The organism is Labilithrix luteola (assembly GCF_001263205.1).
Taxonomy (GTDB): Bacteria; Myxococcota_A; Polyangia; order Polyangiales; family Polyangiaceae; genus Labilithrix; species Labilithrix luteola.
In genome coordinates, this window is record NZ_CP012333.1 from 1,969,207 (window position 1) to 1,985,417 (window position 16,211).

At 65.9% G+C, this 16,211-nt stretch carries 14 protein-coding genes; 9 read left to right on the top strand and 5 right to left on the bottom strand.

The features are described 5' to 3' along the window. Nucleotides 1–22 precede the first annotated feature (22 nt). Together AKJ09_RS08935 and AKJ09_RS08940 are read right to left on the bottom strand one after the other, a co-directional pair. A complete protein-coding gene (locus AKJ09_RS08935) occupies nucleotides 23–1,351 on the bottom strand; it encodes a WD40/YVTN/BNR-like repeat-containing protein (protein ID WP_146646769.1) in 1,329 nt (442 codons plus the stop codon). Between the two features lie 161 nt (nucleotides 1,352–1,512). Continuing rightward, nucleotides 1,513–3,213 carry a hypothetical protein gene (locus AKJ09_RS08940; RefSeq protein ID WP_146646770.1) on the bottom strand — a complete coding sequence of 567 codons (1,701 nt, stop codon included), beginning with the start codon at nucleotides 3,211–3,213 and terminating at the stop codon, nucleotides 1,513–1,515. 298 nt (nucleotides 3,214–3,511) lie between these two features. Here AKJ09_RS08940 and AKJ09_RS08945 point away from each other — a divergent pair, with 298 nt between their 5' ends. Beyond that, nucleotides 3,512–4,768, top strand: a complete 1,257-nt coding sequence (locus tag AKJ09_RS08945; RefSeq protein WP_146646771.1) for a formylglycine-generating enzyme family protein — start codon at nucleotides 3,512–3,514, stop codon at nucleotides 4,766–4,768. A gap of 8 nt (nucleotides 4,769–4,776) precedes the next feature. Here AKJ09_RS08945 and AKJ09_RS08950 read toward each other — a convergent pair whose 3' ends face one another. The 3 genes from AKJ09_RS08950 to AKJ09_RS08960 form a co-directional block, all read right to left on the bottom strand. Beyond that, complete coding sequence (locus AKJ09_RS08950; RefSeq protein WP_146646772.1) at nucleotides 4,777–5,337, bottom strand: T6SS immunity protein Tdi1 domain-containing protein; 561 nt, start codon at nucleotides 5,335–5,337, stop codon at nucleotides 4,777–4,779. 77 nt (nucleotides 5,338–5,414) lie between these two features. Beyond that, on the bottom strand, nucleotides 5,415–5,864 hold the full coding sequence (locus AKJ09_RS08955) for an SMI1/KNR4 family protein (RefSeq protein WP_146646773.1): 450 nt from the start codon (nucleotides 5,862–5,864) through the stop codon (nucleotides 5,415–5,417). Nucleotides 5,865–5,880: 16 nt separating this feature from the next. After that, the gene (locus tag AKJ09_RS08960) at nucleotides 5,881–7,251 is read right to left on the bottom strand and encodes an RCC1 domain-containing protein (RefSeq protein ID WP_146646774.1); all 1,371 of its coding nucleotides are present in this window, start codon (nucleotides 7,249–7,251) and stop codon (nucleotides 5,881–5,883) included. A 258-nt stretch (nucleotides 7,252–7,509) separates the two neighbouring features. Between AKJ09_RS08960 and AKJ09_RS08965 the strand changes: the two genes are divergently transcribed. From AKJ09_RS08965 to AKJ09_RS09000, 8 genes are all read left to right on the top strand, one after another. Next, nucleotides 7,510–8,577, top strand: coding sequence for a hypothetical protein (locus tag AKJ09_RS08965; RefSeq protein WP_146646775.1), 1,068 nt, complete (start codon nucleotides 7,510–7,512; stop codon nucleotides 8,575–8,577). Nucleotides 8,578–8,644: 67 nt separating this feature from the next. Then, entirely contained in the window at nucleotides 8,645–9,229 is a 585-nt protein-coding gene (locus AKJ09_RS08970; protein ID WP_240488424.1) for an RNA polymerase sigma factor, read from the top strand. After that, nucleotides 9,222–10,061 (top strand): hypothetical protein, encoded by an 840-nt coding sequence (locus AKJ09_RS08975; RefSeq protein WP_146646776.1) that lies wholly within the window; start codon nucleotides 9,222–9,224, stop codon nucleotides 10,059–10,061. The genes AKJ09_RS08970 and AKJ09_RS08975 overlap by 8 nt, the downstream gene beginning before the upstream one ends. Before the next feature lie 11 nt (nucleotides 10,062–10,072). Continuing rightward, nucleotides 10,073–11,236: a hypothetical protein gene (locus tag AKJ09_RS08980; protein ID WP_146646777.1), complete on the top strand. Its 1,164-nt coding sequence runs from the start codon at nucleotides 10,073–10,075 to the stop codon at nucleotides 11,234–11,236. Next, nucleotides 11,233–12,429 (top strand): beta propeller repeat protein, encoded by a 1,197-nt coding sequence (locus tag AKJ09_RS08985; protein ID WP_146646778.1) that lies wholly within the window; start codon nucleotides 11,233–11,235, stop codon nucleotides 12,427–12,429. Before AKJ09_RS08980 ends, AKJ09_RS08985 begins: the two co-directional genes overlap by 4 nt. Beyond that, the gene (locus AKJ09_RS08990) at nucleotides 12,426–13,688 is read left to right on the top strand and encodes a hypothetical protein (RefSeq protein ID WP_146646779.1); all 1,263 of its coding nucleotides are present in this window, start codon (nucleotides 12,426–12,428) and stop codon (nucleotides 13,686–13,688) included. Before AKJ09_RS08985 ends, AKJ09_RS08990 begins: the two co-directional genes overlap by 4 nt. After that, nucleotides 13,685–15,181, top strand: coding sequence for an RCC1 domain-containing protein (locus AKJ09_RS08995; protein WP_146646780.1), 1,497 nt, complete (start codon nucleotides 13,685–13,687; stop codon nucleotides 15,179–15,181). Before AKJ09_RS08990 ends, AKJ09_RS08995 begins: the two co-directional genes overlap by 4 nt. Before the next feature lie 26 nt (nucleotides 15,182–15,207). Continuing rightward, entirely contained in the window at nucleotides 15,208–16,128 is a 921-nt protein-coding gene (locus AKJ09_RS09000; protein WP_146646781.1) for an NHL repeat-containing protein, read from the top strand. Nucleotides 16,129–16,211 lie beyond the last annotated feature (83 nt).

Sequence of the window (16,211 nt, forward strand, 5' to 3'; positions counted from 1 at the left end):
GTGCATCAGAGGGTCGGAAGGGTCAGGGCGTCGTGCGAAAGAGCGCCGAACCGTACACAAGGTAGAGATCCCCGGCTGCGTCGAACGCCATACCTTGGAAGCTCGTCGTCGTTCCGCCGGACTTCGGAAGCTCGACCTTCGTCCAAGCCACGCCGCGATTCTTCGTCACGAAAAGGCCCTCATTGACGCCCGACGGCCCCGTCCCCTGGTAGGCGGGCATGTGCACGGCGAGCGTATCGGGCGCGGCGGGCGAGAAGGAGAATACGTCCCAATCCACCCCCCACGGCGGAAGCTGAACGGCCGAGAACGAGACACCTCCGTCCGTCGATGCGTACGTGGTTCCCCCCGACGCGTTGACAGGCATCGTCGCCGCATACACGCGCGAGCCGTTCTTGGAGGCGCGGAGCATGGTAGGAACCTGGCCCGCGACGATGCCCGTGGCTGCGGTCGCGTCGCACGCGAGGTTGGCGCCGTTCAACGAACACCTCCGGACCTCGATCGCTCCCGTACGGGTCGTGACGAACGCAACCAGATGCGTGTCGTCGTAGAAGGAGAGGAAGTTCAACTTCGCATTCGAGGTACCGACCGGCCATGGAACGGAGTCCTCGAGATGTCCCGTCGTGTCGAAGATCTCGCTGCCGCTCGTGAAGGCGTCGCTGCCGCTCGTGAAGATGTCGCGCCCCGTGTTCGTGGCAGCGAGCGCCATGATGGCCGGCGGCCACCGGTTACCACCAGACGAGGGCAATCCATTGGGCAGGTGCATCGCATTCCAGGTCCATCCCCCTCCCGGACTCGCCGTCGCGAGCTTCCATGGATACGGGTTTTGCCCGAGCCCGCCGACCGCCTCGGGAAAACAGCACACGTACGCGAACGAGCGCCCACTCCCGTCGATGCCACCCGCTTTCCATAGCACCGTCGAAGGAGGCGCGTTCTGATCGACGTTTCCCGTCCACACGAGCGCTTTATGGAGGGAACCGTCGAGCCACTCGATCGCTATCGGTCCCCGGATCGACGGCGACGATCCGATCAGCAGGTGCGCGGGCGTCACCGGGTCGGCGTATAGGCGGTTCGGTGCGGTGACACCCAATGCGGCCCCGAGAGTCAACGCATCCACCACCACCGTCCAGTCGGCGGGTGCACTCGCGTCGACCGACGCATCGGATTTTCCTGCATCCCGTCCGGCCTCGGCAGAGCCGCTGTCCGGAGCGCTCTCGTCTCCTCCGTCTCCTCCACCGGGCAAAGGCACGTCCGAGGTCGTCGGATGTGACGATCCGGGAGCTGCTGCGTCGCCGTCACCTCCGCAAGCCCCGCCCGCGATCAGCACGAGCACGCCCAAGCATTGCTTCCACATCGCGCACCTCCCTCGGCGGTATCGAGGGGCGACCGCCCCTTCGAATCCAACCTCGTTCGAGGTCAGAGCGCGGCTACGACATGACGGCGAGGCGCTTGTCGCATGAAATCGACACGCAGTCGTTCGGTGGCGTGCCGATCTCGCGGGGGGCACTTCGTGTGTCACCAAGGAATGCGCGGTGGCGTGAACGACGGGTCCAGCGTCTCGACGATGAACGCCGTGTAACGTTCGCACGCCTCCATCCATGCCGCGCGCCCCGCGGGGTCGTCACGGAGTCTCAGCGCGATTTCATCGGGTGATTCGGAGATGGCGAAATCGGTCTCGATGCGCCAGTCGAACGACGGCGCGCCGAGCCCCCAGGCTTCGTCCCCGTCGGCAAAACGGAGCACGTCCGTCAAACGCCGCGGAGCGGTGTCTTCGTGGTCGTCATTCTCGTCCTCCTCACCGTCCTCGACGTCCTCCTCCTCGTCCTCCTCTTCGGCTCCGGACGGGGCGAGCAACACGTCGGTCGATGCGCGGACGATCAACGAGGAGAGGGCGGCGCAAACATCTCGGAAGGCGATCGCATCACCGACCGGGGCAAACACGAGGCCCGGAGCTGCCTGCGAGTCTTGGCCGGTCATCGGAACGAAGTCTCCGTCGAAGGACGCGAGCTCGATGCGCGTCCCCACGTCGAGCACGATACGGAATCGCATCGTGTGACGGCCGATGTGGAGGTCAACGACGTTCACCGTCAAACCGTCCTCGTCCTCTTCGATACGGTGATCCGATCGGAAGGTCGGAAGAAGCTGCGTGATGGTGTGCTCATTCCACGACACACGCACCGGGCGAGCGGGCGGCGGCCCTTCGTCGAGCCATCGACGAACGACCGTGAGCGGTTTCACGGTCAATAGATCGTGAGGCATGCAATCGGAGAGCGCCGCCGACCTCGCTCGACGTTCGAGATCTCCGCGCCATGCATCGAGGGCCGCGCGGACCGTGTTCTGCGCAGCCTCGTCGACCGGAGCCTCTCGAAGAAAGTCCTCGCCCTCGAGCCGGTCGAAGAACACCTCTTGCTCGCGCTCCTCCGTACCGACGACGAGGACGAGCGGCACTTTCACACGACCGCTCGGCTCCACCACGGATTCACCGGCGAGGCGAAGTGAGCACGGCTCACCATCGACATCGAACGCGAAGAGCGGGCCGTCGCCGACGAGGTCCTGCCAATCCCGCAAGACCCAGACGCCGAAGGAGGTCGGTCGTGTACGAAGCGCACGCCGGAGCATGCCGGCGCTCAGATGGCGGTTGACCTCGCCGTACTCCTCGTCCGCAGAGGCAACGAGCGCTGCACGCGCGGCCTCGACGTCGAAGGGCCAGGCATCTTCGGAGCGAAGGCTCGTCGACTCGTAGCACCAGTAGTCGTCGACCCCGGCGCGTTGGCGATGCGCGATGAGCACCCCGGCATGGGGAGCGATGGCCCTCGCATCCGCGCTCAGACGCCAATAGCGGAATGCGACCAGGCGCACGCGGCCGCTCCCCCACTCGGTCTCGAAGCGGTCGAGCTCACCACGACGAGCGGCGTCGAGGACGGAGCCCTCGGGCACGACCTCCGGATCGACCGGTTGCGCGCCCGCGTAACGTTCGAGGGCGGCGGCGGCATCCGTCTCGCCCGCGGCACGCGCCAATGCCGCGCCGAAGAGGAGATCGCGCCAAGCGTCCGGCGTGGGCAGGGCGACCTCCTCGTGCGATTCGGGGACGGCGCCCCATCGTTCGTACGTGGCTCCGAGCGTTGCCTGAGCGCGCCCGACGGCTCGAAGCGCAGCGGCGCGCGTCGAGGCACGCTCATTGTCGAATGCCGTTCGTCTCGCGGATACGTCGTTCATCGACTCACTCCCCACCTACGACAGGACGCCCAGGCGACGGTCGCATCAAATCGACAGCAAGCGTAGCGTGCACGCCCCTCGGAGGGCCATCGGCCTCAGTCGCTGCCGTCATGATCCAGCTGTGTCGACGGCGCTGGGCAGACATCACGTCGATTTCACCGCGTCCCGGGCCCAGCCGGAGGGCAAAGCCGCGGACATCGCGCCTAGCACGCCCCATGCATTCTGCCACGACGCACCGGCGGCTCGTTCGCGCGAGCAGGCGGTCGAGGCGCGCGACAGGCGTGACAGAGGTGCTGCAATGGCCCGAACGTTTCACGTCCACATCTTCGCCATCGTGCTCGCGGCGAGTACGCAGGCATGCGGCGACCCGCCCGCGGGTCCGATGGCGGGCTTCACGAACCTGGCTTCCTCGTCGGCGCGCGTCACCTCGAGTTGCTCCGGCGATCGCCCCGGGGCCGGAGCTAACTGTGGTTCGAATGCGGACGAGGACTGTTGCGCGTCCCTCCCGGTTCCAGAGACCTCGTTCCATCGATACAACTCGCCGGCTCATCCAGCTCACGTGAGCGCCTTCTCGCTCGACAAGTTCGAAATCACCGTCGGTCGAATGCGGGCATTCGTCACCTCGGTCGACGGGAACGTCCGCGGGCATCCTCCGGCCGAAGGCGCAGGCGAACATCCACGCATTCCCGGCTCGGGCTGGCGCTCCGAATGGAACGACATGCTCCCTACCGACATGGCCGACGTGAACGAACTCCTCGGTCCAGGCTGCGTTGCCGGCGGCGATCCAAACGAGGGAGGCGCGCCGACCTGGAGGACGACCCCGTCCGAGAACGACAAGAAGCCCGCGAACTGCGCGAGCTGGTTTCTCCTCTTTGCGTTCTGCATCTGGGATGGAGGCCGCCTACCGACCGAAGCGGAGTTTCAAGCGGCTGCGCTCGGAGGCTCAGAGCAGCGCACGAACGCGTGGGCCGACTCCGTTCTGGGTGGCAACGCTCTCGCCTACGAAAATGGCGAGAAGCTCGTCGCCGCGTTCCTTTCGCCGGAAGGCGCGGGGCCCGGCGCGTTCGGCATGTACACGGTCGGCACCCCGATGCGGGACGTCGATCCGACGACCCACATGGCCGATGACGGCGATGCGCACATCGCTCAGGTCGGCGTCCATCCCGCGGGAAATGGTCGCTGGGGACACGCCGATCTCAACGGCAATCTCTACGAGCTCGTCCTCGACGAGAGCCGGCCCGTCGACGTCACGACGGGGCTTCCCGCAGGCGACGTGTGTAACGATTGCGCGAATGTCGACTGGCCGAAGCTCACCGAGACCGACCCCGCTATCGTGCCATTCACCGTCGACGATGGAGCCGATCCTGTCGTCGTTGCCGACATCGCGTCTTGGTCGAAGTACTACGTCGGAGGAGCGCGCATCATCCATGGTGGATCCTGGTCGCACGCGGGCAGCATCACCAACGATCAAAGTCACCAGAACGTCGTGCGATTCAAATACCCCGTCATGAGGACATACGAAGCCGTCGGCGCGCGCTGCGCTCGCGACCTCTGACGAACGTTTCAGGCAGAGAGAACGCTCCCCGCCAATGCCACGTACTCCCGGGCGTCGGTCTTGATGAGATACTCTTCGGCAATTGCACCGCCGAGAGCTGGAAGCGGCGCGAATCCGTAAACCTCGTCGGCGCCGAGTTCGCCCAGCTTCTTCTTCGCTTTTCGAAAGAGCGGCTCCATGAGTACGTTCTTGCGAAAGTCTCCGACGCACAGGGTGAAGCCGAACATGATGCGCGGAATCGGAGGGAAGGTGCCCACCTTCCCGGTGTGAACGTTCAGCCAGAGGAACTTTCCTCCTTGCCAGACGCAAACGTTGCCGAACGCGGTGCGAAGGATCTCGATGCCCGTGCCATCGAGAAAGTCCCAATCGCGACGTTGGAGGACGGGCTTGTCGGGAGGCGTGAACCAGACGAGCCCGCCTCCGTAAGCGCCGAAGCCGAAGCTATTCCACTCGGCTGCTATCTCCGGAGGCACTTTCGCCGCGAAACGAGCATGGCGCTTTGGCTGATAGGCCGTGCGTTCGGCGCTCGGCGGATAGCTCTCGTGCATCTGAGAAAACGGCGTCGTCATGACATCCACGCTCTAGCGTCTCCTCGGCAGTGCTCCATTCGAAGCCGAGAGTTCTCGGCGAATCCATCGTCGTGGGTTCAGCTCAGGATCGAGCGTGCGAGAAGCTCCGGGAGCGATTCTGCGATGAAGTTCGGGCTCACGTCGCCCTCTTCGTGATCCCAGTAGTGCACGCGCCCCGTCTTCGTGTCGAGCACGAGGCAATCGCCGCTGCCTGGCTGGCCGCCGAACGGAACGAGGTGCGGTTCCATGTCGGCCTCGAGATTCAGCGCCATCTCGCCGGCGGCCTCCTCGACGCTGAAAAGGTCGTCGCAAGGACCGTCTTCGAGCCCCGACGCGTCGAAGCGAAGAAGGAGACGTTCACATCCGTTCGACCAGCTCCACAGAGCCCGCAGCGCTTCGGGTACCTCCGTGAATCTCTGCAACGTCGCAAACGAAGTCGCTCCGGCCTTCTTGCCTTTCGGAGGATTCGACGCAAACGCGGCAAGAACTTCTTCCATCGTGCTGGCCGTTGCATTCTGGGGCCTCATCGTCGTTCCTTTCTTTTCAGAATCCCGCAATCACCACCGGAACGAGGCCGTCCCATTTCGGCTTGGCGCTCCCTGCCTCGATATGCCCCCAGCACATGACGCGTCCGCCCGTGATGGCGCACGTGTGGAAGCCGCCCGCCGCGATGGCAGTAACCCCCGACGAAAGTCCGGAGACAACCACCGGAGCCGAGGAATCGTCGGTCGTGCCGTTGCCGAGCTGACCGCCGCCCACTCCCGAAGGGGTTCCGTTGCCGCCCCAACACATGACTCCGCCGCTGCCGGTGAGCGCGCACGTGTGCCACGTGCCGGCCGCGAGCCCCATGGTCCCCGCGGGCAAGCCGCTCACGGGACGAGGATAGTTGGCACCGGCAAAGGGGCCCGCCGAGCCAGTTCCGAGCTCGCCGTGTCGGTTGCTCCCCCAGCATTGCACGGAGTCGTCGCTCTTGGCTGCGCACGCATGCGAACCGCCAGCCGCCACGCTCGTCACACCGGAGGAGAGCGCCCACACGTCGACCGGCGTTGACGACGAGGGCACCGACGATTTGTTTCCGAGCTCTCCCTGGCTGTTGTTGCCGAGACACTTCACGCCGCCGGTCCCAAGGAGCGCGCACGCGAAGTAGTCCCCGACCGTCATGCCGACGACTCCGGCGAGCAGACCATTGATCGGCATCGGTCCAACGTGCAGGGCCGAGTCGCCGGTCTGTCCCGAGCTGGAGCAACCCCATCCCCACGCGCGTCCGTCGACGCCGACCGAATAGCTATTGCACCCTCTGGCGAAGACCCCGGCCATCGGCCCTGTCAGGCCATTGACCTTCACCGGAGCGTGATGGTCATCCGTCGAACCATTGCCAAGGCCAAGCTGCGTGCTGTTGTTGAATCCGAGGCACTCGACGCTTCCGTCCGTCTTGAGCGCACAAACGTGCGCGTAACCGACCGCGACGCGCGCGACCCCCGACGACCACCCGGCTGGCGTTACCGGGGTGTACGAGGGAAACGTGGTGTCGTCGCCGAGCTCGCCGTAGAGGTTGGCGCCCCAACATTTCACCGCACCGCCGTAGGTCACGACGCACGTATCGTTTTCACCTGCAGCAATCATCGCCGCTGCATTGGGCGACGGCGGCTCGGATGCATCGGCGTCGTTCGATGGCCCGCCTCCGTCGCCAGCGTCAGCGTCGCTCGATGACTCGCCTCCGTCGCCTGCGTCGTCACCCGCGCCGGGCGGATCGCTCGTGGCGTTGGTGCCAGCGTCGGCGACGTTGGCCTCGGGCCCGCGCTCGCCCTCGCGCGCGGTGTCTTCGCTGTCGTCGGAGCACGCCGCCAGCGCGAGAGCCGCGAAGACGTACGGCAAGAACGACGAGAGGGCGGACCAAGAACGCTCGTATCGCATGGCGCCGCTACGACAGCGCGTCGAGGCGGTCGTCGCACCAAATCGACACGTGCATCGAAGAAATGCGTCGGGAGGCGATCCGGCCGCGCACGCCTCGCACACGTCTCAAGAGCCGTGGTGCGAACGTGCGAACCTGCGAACGTAATCGGTCAACATCCCGAGCGACTTCTCACGCGCCCCAAACACGCGTGGCGAGAGCGCGGCCGCAGATGAGGCTTTCGTGACGTGACGCCGGCGGCTATCGTAGAAATAGAGGTAGTGCGGGCGCGGCGTCGTTTCGGGCAGGCTTTCGTTGCGACGCTCGCCTGGGCGCTCACGAGCCAAGCATCCCCCGAGAGCGACGGGCGTGCGGCGTCGCCCGGTCATTCTGCGCAACCCGCTGCTCAACCCGCTCAACCCATTCGTCCGATCCGTGTCGCGCTGAGCGAGAGCCTGGCCGAAGAGTGCTCCAGCACGACGGCGCTGTTCGAGCACATCGCGGCGCGCACCGACCGCATCCAGCGTGCGTCGACCGATGCCGAGGCATTCGTTCGCCTCGTCGTCAAGCGTGAAGGCGACCGGCTGGTCGGCGAGCTCACGGTCGAGGAGAGAGCGGGTCGCACGGAGCGTTCCGTGTCGGCGTCGACCTGTGAGGCGGTCGTCGCGGCGTTCGCGGTGATGGTCGTCGTGGCGCTGGATCCCGATGCCGAGAGCCGTCGACCGAGCCCGTCTGCGTCGCCGCAAGAACACACGGTGCCGGTGGCGGTGGTGGTGACGAAGGCGCGTCCGGCTCCCAGCACGCCACCTCTGGAGAGCGACGTTGGTCCGGCGATCGGGCTCAGTGGCGGCGTCGGTCTCGCGCTCCAGAGCTACGAAGGAGCGGTCCTCGAGCGGTCCGCCATGCTCGAGCTGAGCATCGGAACCCCGCTCTACCCGCGCGTGCGAGCAGCCTTGGCGCGCAGCGCGCACGTCGCGGTGACGACGACCTCGGATCGAAGCGATCTCGTGTGGACCACCGGTCGCGCGTCGCTCTGCGGCGGTCCGGGGTGGCTCCATCGACACCACATCAGCCTTTGCGCGACCACGTCGATCGGGACGCTCGATGCCACCGTGGCTCGCCCCGGAGGGCCGGAACGGAGCCTTCTCTGGGTCACCGCGGGCCCTTCGGCTGTGCTCGACGTCGACTTCGGATCGAGGCTGGGGCTCGAGATCGAGGCCGGAATGTCGATCCCCGCGCTCCGTGACCGCTTCTTCTTCGAGCCCGCAACGCTCGCCTATAGCGCGCCGCTCGTGTCTCCCTTCATCGGAGTCACGTTGGTGAGCCATTTCTTCCGCTCTCGCGAGTGAGCTGCCCGTCGAAGATCCAGTGATCGATGGCCTTTGAGCCGGACATCGTACTCGTTGGAGGCAAGACGTGGTCGCGGCGCGAGCCCACTACCCCACACATCCAACGGAGCCCGAGGTGACCACCGACGCACGCGATGCGCATGGTCGCCTGCGACGTCTCTTCGAACAGGAGTACGACTTCGTCTGGCGGTCGCTACGGAGACTCGGCGTCCCGCCCGAGAACACCGAAGACGCCGCTCAGCAAGTCTTCGTCATCGTGTCTCGGAAGCTCGACCGAATCGAGCTCGAGGACGAACGTCGCTATCTGTTCGGTGTCGTCGTTCGCGTGGCGTCGAACGCTCGCCGGTCTCGGGGGCGGCGGCGCGAAGTCTCCGAGGATCAAGCCGGCGAGCCGCTCGACGAGGCAGCGACCGCCGATGGTCTTCTCGAAAAAAAGGACGCACGCGCCCTGCTCGACCGCGTGCTCGGCGCCATCACCGAGGATTTGCGCGTCGTCTTTGTCTTGTTCGAGCTCGAAGAAATGACGCTCGTGGAGATCTCCGCCGTGCTCGGGATTCCTCTTGGAACGGCAACGTCACGGCTACGGCGCGCCCGTGAGCAGTTTCGGACGGTCGCCGCACGACTGCGACGGAGCGGAGGTTCGGATGTCTGAGTCGTTGAAACCGCTGCTGCACGAGGATGCAGACGAGTTCGAGCGCAAGCTCCTGGGTTCCGCGTCGGAGCAGGAGTCGCCGCCGCCGGGTGCACGCGAGCGCGCCATGGCCGCGGTCGGCCTTTTGCCCACCGCCCCCGGCGTGTCGCGAGGCCCGGCGTCGACGAGCGCGGGTTCGCCCTCGGGCGCGCTCGCGGGCCTGGCGCTCGCCGCGGCGTTGGTCGTGGGCGGCACGGTGCTCGGTGTGTCGTGGCAGTCCTTCGATTCGTCCGCCGGAGCGCCGAGCGGCGCGAGGGCGCCCTCGAACGCGAGCGTGACGAACGATTCACGTCTAGGCGCAGCCGTCCCTGGCGAGCCCTCCGATCATCCGGCTGAGGCGCCTTCAACGCCCGTCGCCGAGGCGCCCGCCGCCCCCTCGATCACACCGGACGTGCTGCCAAACGCTAGGCCCGAGCGCACGGCCGCCATTCCGAGCGCACGGCGCGCTCCGGAGCCCGCCAAAGTCGAGAACACGCCCCCCGGGCGGGCCGACGACGATGCTCTTGCGCGAGAGACGTTGGTGATCGACGAGGCTCGACGCGCGGCGGCGAGCGGAGATCCGAAACGCGCCCTTGGCTTGCTCGACGTGCACGATCGCGACTTCTCGCCTGCCGCGTTCGCCGTCGACGCCGAGGTGCTCCGGATCGAGGCTCTCGAGAAGGTTGGTCGCACGGCTGACGCCGATCGGCTCGCTCGAGCATTTCTGGTGCGCCACATCGAAGGCTCCTATGCGCGGCGCGTTCAAGCTGTTCGCGATCGCATCGCCGGCGCCTCAGCTCCCGATCTCCGATGAGGGACCACTCAATGAAGCGTATCGTCGTCGGCTCGAGTCTATTCCTACTAGCGGCCATCGGAGCGTGTGCGAACTCCGCGTCGCTCGGCCCGGAATCCTCGGCCCCGGATTCTGGTCCAGCCCCAACGTTCGAGCCATCCACCAAAGATGCGAGTATCGACGCCGCCGAGCAGAAACTCTGCGTCGACACCGTATGCCCCAAGCCCTACGAGACTTGCCCCGGCGTCCCGGGAGTCTGCACGACGAACCTGGACAAGGATCCTCTGCATTGCGGATCCTGTGACAACGAATGTCCACCGTGGAACTCGGATATCAACGGGTCCTTCTTTTGCACGATGGGCCGCTGTCAGCTCATTTGCGACGAGGGCACGAATGACTGCAACGGATTCGTCGATGATGGATGTGAATCCAATCTTCGAATCGACCCCACCAATTGCGGCGCGTGCGGTGTCCAGTGCGCCGCGGGCGACCCCTGCTTCGAGGGCCAGTGTGGCTGTGCGAACGGGTTCACGGCGTGCAACGGCGAGTGCGTCCGCCTCACGAACGACGTCGCCAATTGCGGCGCTTGTGGACACGATTGCTCGGAGGACGAGGCCGGCGAAGGCCCCTGCGGGGGAGCCGTTCCCGCGCACAGTGAATTCAACTGCAAGGCGTCGACGTGCGGGCAACACTGCGCTGCCGGCTTCGCCGATTGCAATAGCAACTTCTGTGGAGATGGTTGCGAAACGTCGCTGGCCTACGACAAGCTGAATTGCGGCGCGTGTGGCCACGCATGCGCCCCTGGCCAGACCTGCGCCGGCGGAAAGTGCCTTTGTGATCCGGTCACGGATCCGGGAGGCACGTACTGCGGCGGCACCGGATGCACGGATCTCCAGACCGACCCCGTCAACTGCGGTGCATGCGGGAACGATTGCAAGGGCCTCATCCCTTCAACGGGTGGTTACGCCGGCCCGGTAACGGGATCTCCCGCCTGCGTTCTCGGACGCTGCACGTACGAGTGCGCGACCGGCTACGGCGACTGCGATAACCGCATCGACAACGGCTGCGAGACCGATCTGATGGTCGATCCGCGCAACTGCGGCGGATGCGGCATTCAATGTGACCTCGCGAGCGGGCAGCCGTGCGCCGGCGGCCGATGCCTGACGAAGCCCTGCGACGCCGGAGTTGTCCATTGAACCGCCTCTTCCCCACGGTCCGAGTCCTCCTTCTCTCGAGCCTCGCCGGCGCGGCGCTGGTCCGTCTCGTGACGAGCTGCGCAGAAGGAGATCCCGTCACTCCACACGTTACCGACGCCGGACCAGAGGCGGTACCGGAGGCCTCCGTTCTTCCCGAGCAGCCTCAACCGGACGCCGCTCCGCCGTCGACCTGCGAGCCTGGCCAATGGTGTGCGGTAACGCTTCCGATCACCACTCAGGTGTCGATCAACGGAGTCTGGGGATCGGGGCCGAACGACGTATGGATCGTCGGCAGTCCTGATCTCGTTCTCCACTGGGAAGGCACCCAGCTGACGCGCTCCACCGCCTATCAACCCGACGTTCAAGCGCCGACCAGGCAGACGCTGTTCGGAGTCTGGGGAAGCGGCGCGAGCGACGTCTGGACGTTCAACGCCGGTAATGCGATCTGGCACACGGGCGGCGCGGATACGTGGTCAATCTCGCGTCCCGACCCAGACGCGGGCCCCCCGTGGAGAGGCCTGATCACCGCGATGTGGGGACGGAGCGCGAACGACGTTTGGGCCGTGGGCCCATTCTCTTACAACCTCCTGGCACCGACCGTCTGGCATTGTGATGGTTGGCGCGACGGGTCCCCCCATTGGGTCGCCGCGCCGGCGGACGCCGATATTACGGACCTTCGAAAGAAGGTTTCCTTTCGTGGCATTTGGGGCAATAACGACGAAGTCTGGGTCGTCGGAGAGCGCGGAAAAACGCGTCGTACGGACGGGTGGAAGAACGACTCGGCGACCTGGACACCGGTCGACAGCGCCACGTCACTCGATCTGAACGCGCTCTGGGGAAGCAGCACCGGGGAGGTGTTTGCCGCAGGCGCAGGCGGAGTCGTACGCCGCTTCACGCGCCGTGCGGATGGCTCGTATCTCGCCACCTCGCTCGATCTGCCGACGAAAGCCACGATCTTCGCACTCACGGGTTTCGGGCCCAACGACGTCTGGGCCGCGGGCGCAGAGGGCCTGCTCGCACACTGGGATGGCCAGAGCTGGTCGTTGATCGACGTGCCTGCCATCGAGAACAGGCCGCACGATCTCCTCGCGATCTGGGGCTCGAGCTCGGACGACATCTGGGTAACAGGACAAAATCTTCTGCTTCACAAAGGCAGCGCGGTTCTGCCCGGTACGACGGTGAAAACGCCATGAAACGTCGAATGACATTCGGTTTGGCGAGCGTCTTCAGCCTCGCGCTCGTGCATTGCGCGGCCGATCAGACCGACGGAAAAGCGCCCGATACGTCGCCGCAGAGCGAGGCGGACGGCGCGACCTCGGATCCGGATGCGGGCGAAAGCACACCGGACGCGGCCCCCGAGGCAACGCCGGACGCGGCGCCCGATGCATCACCGCCAGGCGATGCCGGCGTTTGCAGTGCCGATCAGTGGTGTCAAACGTCGCTCCCTTCGAGCGACATCGAACTTCAGGCCGTCTGGAGCTTCGGCGTCGACGACGCGATCGCTGTCGGTACCACCGGCGCCATCCAGTGGAAGGGCACGGCATGGACTGCGGTCGCCTCTCCCGACGTGAGCCTGGAAGGCCTGACCGGCCTTTGCGCGACCGCACCGACGGACATCTGGGGAACGGACGAGAACGCGAACCGTCTCGTCCACGGCTCCCGCACGGCGGCCGGAGCGACATTCCAGTGGTCGGAGATCACGAGCTACACGTTCCCCTTTCCGGTGAGCTTCCTTCGCTCGACCGGTCCGAAGGATCTCTGGGGCTTGTCGCGATGGCCATCGAGCTCCGTCTATTTGGTGCACGCGGTCTTGCCGGACGCAGGCCAACCTGGCGAGCCCGTTTGGACCACGACCGCGCTCCCGATCGACGCCTTTTGGAACTTCACCCTCAGCGGTTTCGCCATCACCGAAGACAAGCAGATCTGGATCGGCGGCTACGTGAGCGATTTTGGATGGCCGCCCCCGCCTGAGATCGCCCACGTGTACCACGGCACACCACCGGTCACGGAGGGCGGCGAATACACCTGGGAAGAGAGCTTCACGTCGGACGGCTCGTTGCCCACGACCGTCGCTGGGCTCTGGGCTCGAAGCTCGGACGACGTCTGGGTGATCTCGAATCTGGGGACGACCTACGATCCGCTCCCGAAGCCGACGGTGAACTACCATCGCAAGGTCGACGGGAGCGGCCCCGCTGTCTGGACCAGCGTCCCGAACAACTCGTCCGCTTACGCCACCGCCGTTTGGGGTAGCGGCAAAGACGACGTCTGGACGGTCGGCACCTCCGGCGCGATTCGGCGCTGGAACGGAGCGAAGTGGGGCACCTCTCGGATCTCCGTGGACGGAACACCGCTCTTCAAAGACCTGGCCGCCATTCACGGCTCTTCGGCGAACGACATCTGGGCAGTTGGAAAAGGCATCGCGCTCCATCGCGCTCCCGGAGGTGCACCTTGATCACGACCACGAGAGCCAAGCAATGCAGCGTGCTCGGCATGCGCACCATGCTCGGCGGATGGGTCGCGCTGGGCGTCGTCACACTGCTCTTCGCCTGCGAGTCCAGCGAGCCGAGGGCTCGTGACATGACCGACACGGATGCCGCCACGGACTCCGGCCCGAGCGGCCCCGCTCCGACCGGCGGCGACGCGGGTGTCGACGCGAACGTTCCCGACTCCGGCGAAGACGATGACTTCGTCGTTCCGGACGCCTCGGTCGTATGTGGCACCGGCCCATGTGCCGTCACGATGACCGGCCATGGTGATTCCTTCTGCGTCGTCCTGCAGAGCGGCAAGATGAGCTGCTGGGGATCGAACGCCTCGGGCCAGCTCGGATACGAAGCCGACGGGAAGCCGTTCTCCGCAACGCCACACGTTCTCGACAACCTCGCGAACGTGACGAGCGCGAGTGTCGGCGAAAGCAATGCGTGCGCGCGAGTCGCCAGCGGTGACGTGTTCTGCTGGGGCGCGCCGGACCTCGTCAACGCCGGCATTCTCCCAGCAGACGGTAGCGGAACATTCTCCGCTCCCGTCTCCCAGCCAACGCGCATGAGTGCGGTCCCAGCCGGCACGAGCATCGCAGTCGGAAAGGATTTCGCCTGCGCTACGGCGAGTGACGGATCGCTTTCTTGCTGGGGAACGAACGCGAACCAAGAGCTTGGTCGTGGCGTGACCGACGCCGGCTCCATCGTGCCGCCAGCGAAGGCTCTGCTGGTGACGCAGGAGGTCGCGGCCATCGTGCCCGGCGCCTCGCGCACGTTCGCGATCACGTCGAACAACGACCTGCTCTCGTGGGGTGCAGGCAGCCTGTACGGGCGCGACGACTTCAACCGGCTCACGAACCTCGTGGACTACCTCCTGGGCCGCGCGATTTCCGAGGATGTGGACGGCTTCCCTGCGCTCGTGCCGGGGCTTGCACGCGTTCGCGGAGTCGCAACGAGCTCGAGGCATGGCTGCGCGGTCGTCGGACGCGACGTCCAGTGTTGGGGCTCCAACGAGCTCGGTCAGCTCGGACGAGGCTCGTTCAATCCCGCTCCAACGGTCTTCCAACTTCCTCCCAGTTTTCTCCCGGACATCTCGAACCTCCGCTTCGTTGCCGACGCCGAGGAGACAGACGCGGGAGTGCCTACGAAGGACGTTCCCATTCAGGTCGCGGTCGCCGACGAGCACTCGTGCGCCGCGATGGGAAGCGGGCACGTCTACTGCTGGGGAAAGAAGGGCGACAAGGGCGTCCTCGGGAGCAGACCCACGCAGGATCTCAACGGAACACCGACGCGCATCGACGGCCTCAGCGAGCCGGCCGTGGGAGTCGCGTCCGCAGGCTCGACGGTCTGTGCGCTCCTGCGTTCGGGAGCGGTCGAGTGTTGGGGTTCGAACGCGCAGGGTCAGCTCGGCACAGGGAAAGCCGATGACCTTCCCCACCCGGCGCCCTCCCGCGTGGTCCTGCCCAATTGATGGAGTCGACGACGATGTTTACCCTCGTGACCAAACGCCGTTGCCTTGCGTTCGTAGGTGCATTGACGAGCGCCGCCGCCATCCATTGCTCGTCGGAGCCTCAGAAGTTCGAGACGAAGGACGAATCGGTGCCTGACGCGGAGCCGCCGCCCGTCGCGCCCTTCGTCGACGCTTCCGTCGAACAAGACGCGAGCGCTCCCCTCCCCGATGTGGACTGCGCCGACGAGAACAAGAAAATCTACGTTCTCTCCGGGAACGACAAGGTGATCTATCGGTTCGACCCGATAGCTCTGACCTTCACCAGTCTCGGCAGGCCCGCCTGCGCGACGCGCAGTGGGATGTACTCCATGGCCGTCGATCGGCGAGGTTTTGCCTGGGTCGAATACCAGGATGGTCGCCTCTTCAAGGTGAACACGGCGGACATGTCGTGCGCCGACTCCGGGTTTCGCCGAGACGCCTACGGCTTCGGACTCTTCGGAATGGGCTTCGCCAAGAACGACGGCGACACGGGCGGCGGCGTCAACGCGGGCGAGACGTTGTGGGTCGTCGGCGCGGCGCTCGCACGACTCGACACCACGACGCTCGACCTATCGATCGTGGGCAAAGGCGGCCTCGGGAGGTCCGAGCTGAGCGGAACGGGGGTCGGAACGCTCTACGCCTTCATGAGCGGCGCCGGTGGACGAGTCGCGCAGCTCGACAAGACGACGGGCGAAACTCAGAAGTTCTTCGTGACCGGCGTGGAAAACCTCGGAGCATGGGCGTTCGCCGCATGGGGCGGTGATTTCTGGCTCTTCACGTCTCCGCCGCAAGTTTCGGGAACGGAGACCTCGACCGTCACGAAGTACTCGCCCACGACGGGCGAATCGACGGTTCTGATGGAAGACGTGGGGCTGCTGATCGTCGGCGCGGGCGTCTCGACGTGCGCTCCGACGGAGCCTCCGCACTGACATCGTCTTGATTCGCTAGTCCGGTCCCGCGCCCTTGCGGCGCCAAGAGCCTCTCCAGCGTCGCGTCTTCGTCGCGCGTATGC

Bases quoted from the DNA above. Each gene is read 5' to 3' on its own strand.
- AKJ09_RS08980 (WP_146646777.1), top strand. From the start codon at position 10,073: ATGAAGCGTATCGTCGTCGGCTCGAGTCTATTCCTACTAGCGGCCATC.
- AKJ09_RS08955 (WP_146646773.1), bottom strand. From the start codon at position 5,864: ATGAGGCCCCAGAATGCAACGGCCAGCACGATGGAAGAAGTTCTTGCC.
- AKJ09_RS08975 (WP_146646776.1), top strand. From the start codon at position 9,222: ATGTCTGAGTCGTTGAAACCGCTGCTGCACGAGGATGCAGACGAGTTC.
- AKJ09_RS08950 (WP_146646772.1), bottom strand. From the start codon at position 5,337: ATGACGACGCCGTTTTCTCAGATGCACGAGAGCTATCCGCCGAGCGCC.
- AKJ09_RS08940 (WP_146646770.1), bottom strand. From the start codon at position 3,213: ATGAACGACGTATCCGCGAGACGAACGGCATTCGACAATGAGCGTGCC.
- AKJ09_RS08935 (WP_146646769.1), bottom strand. From the start codon at position 1,351: ATGTGGAAGCAATGCTTGGGCGTGCTCGTGCTGATCGCGGGCGGGGCT.
- AKJ09_RS08960 (WP_146646774.1), bottom strand. From the start codon at position 7,251: ATGCGATACGAGCGTTCTTGGTCCGCCCTCTCGTCGTTCTTGCCGTAC.
- AKJ09_RS08990 (WP_146646779.1), top strand. From the start codon at position 12,426: ATGAAACGTCGAATGACATTCGGTTTGGCGAGCGTCTTCAGCCTCGCG.
- AKJ09_RS08945 (WP_146646771.1), top strand. From the start codon at position 3,512: ATGGCCCGAACGTTTCACGTCCACATCTTCGCCATCGTGCTCGCGGCG.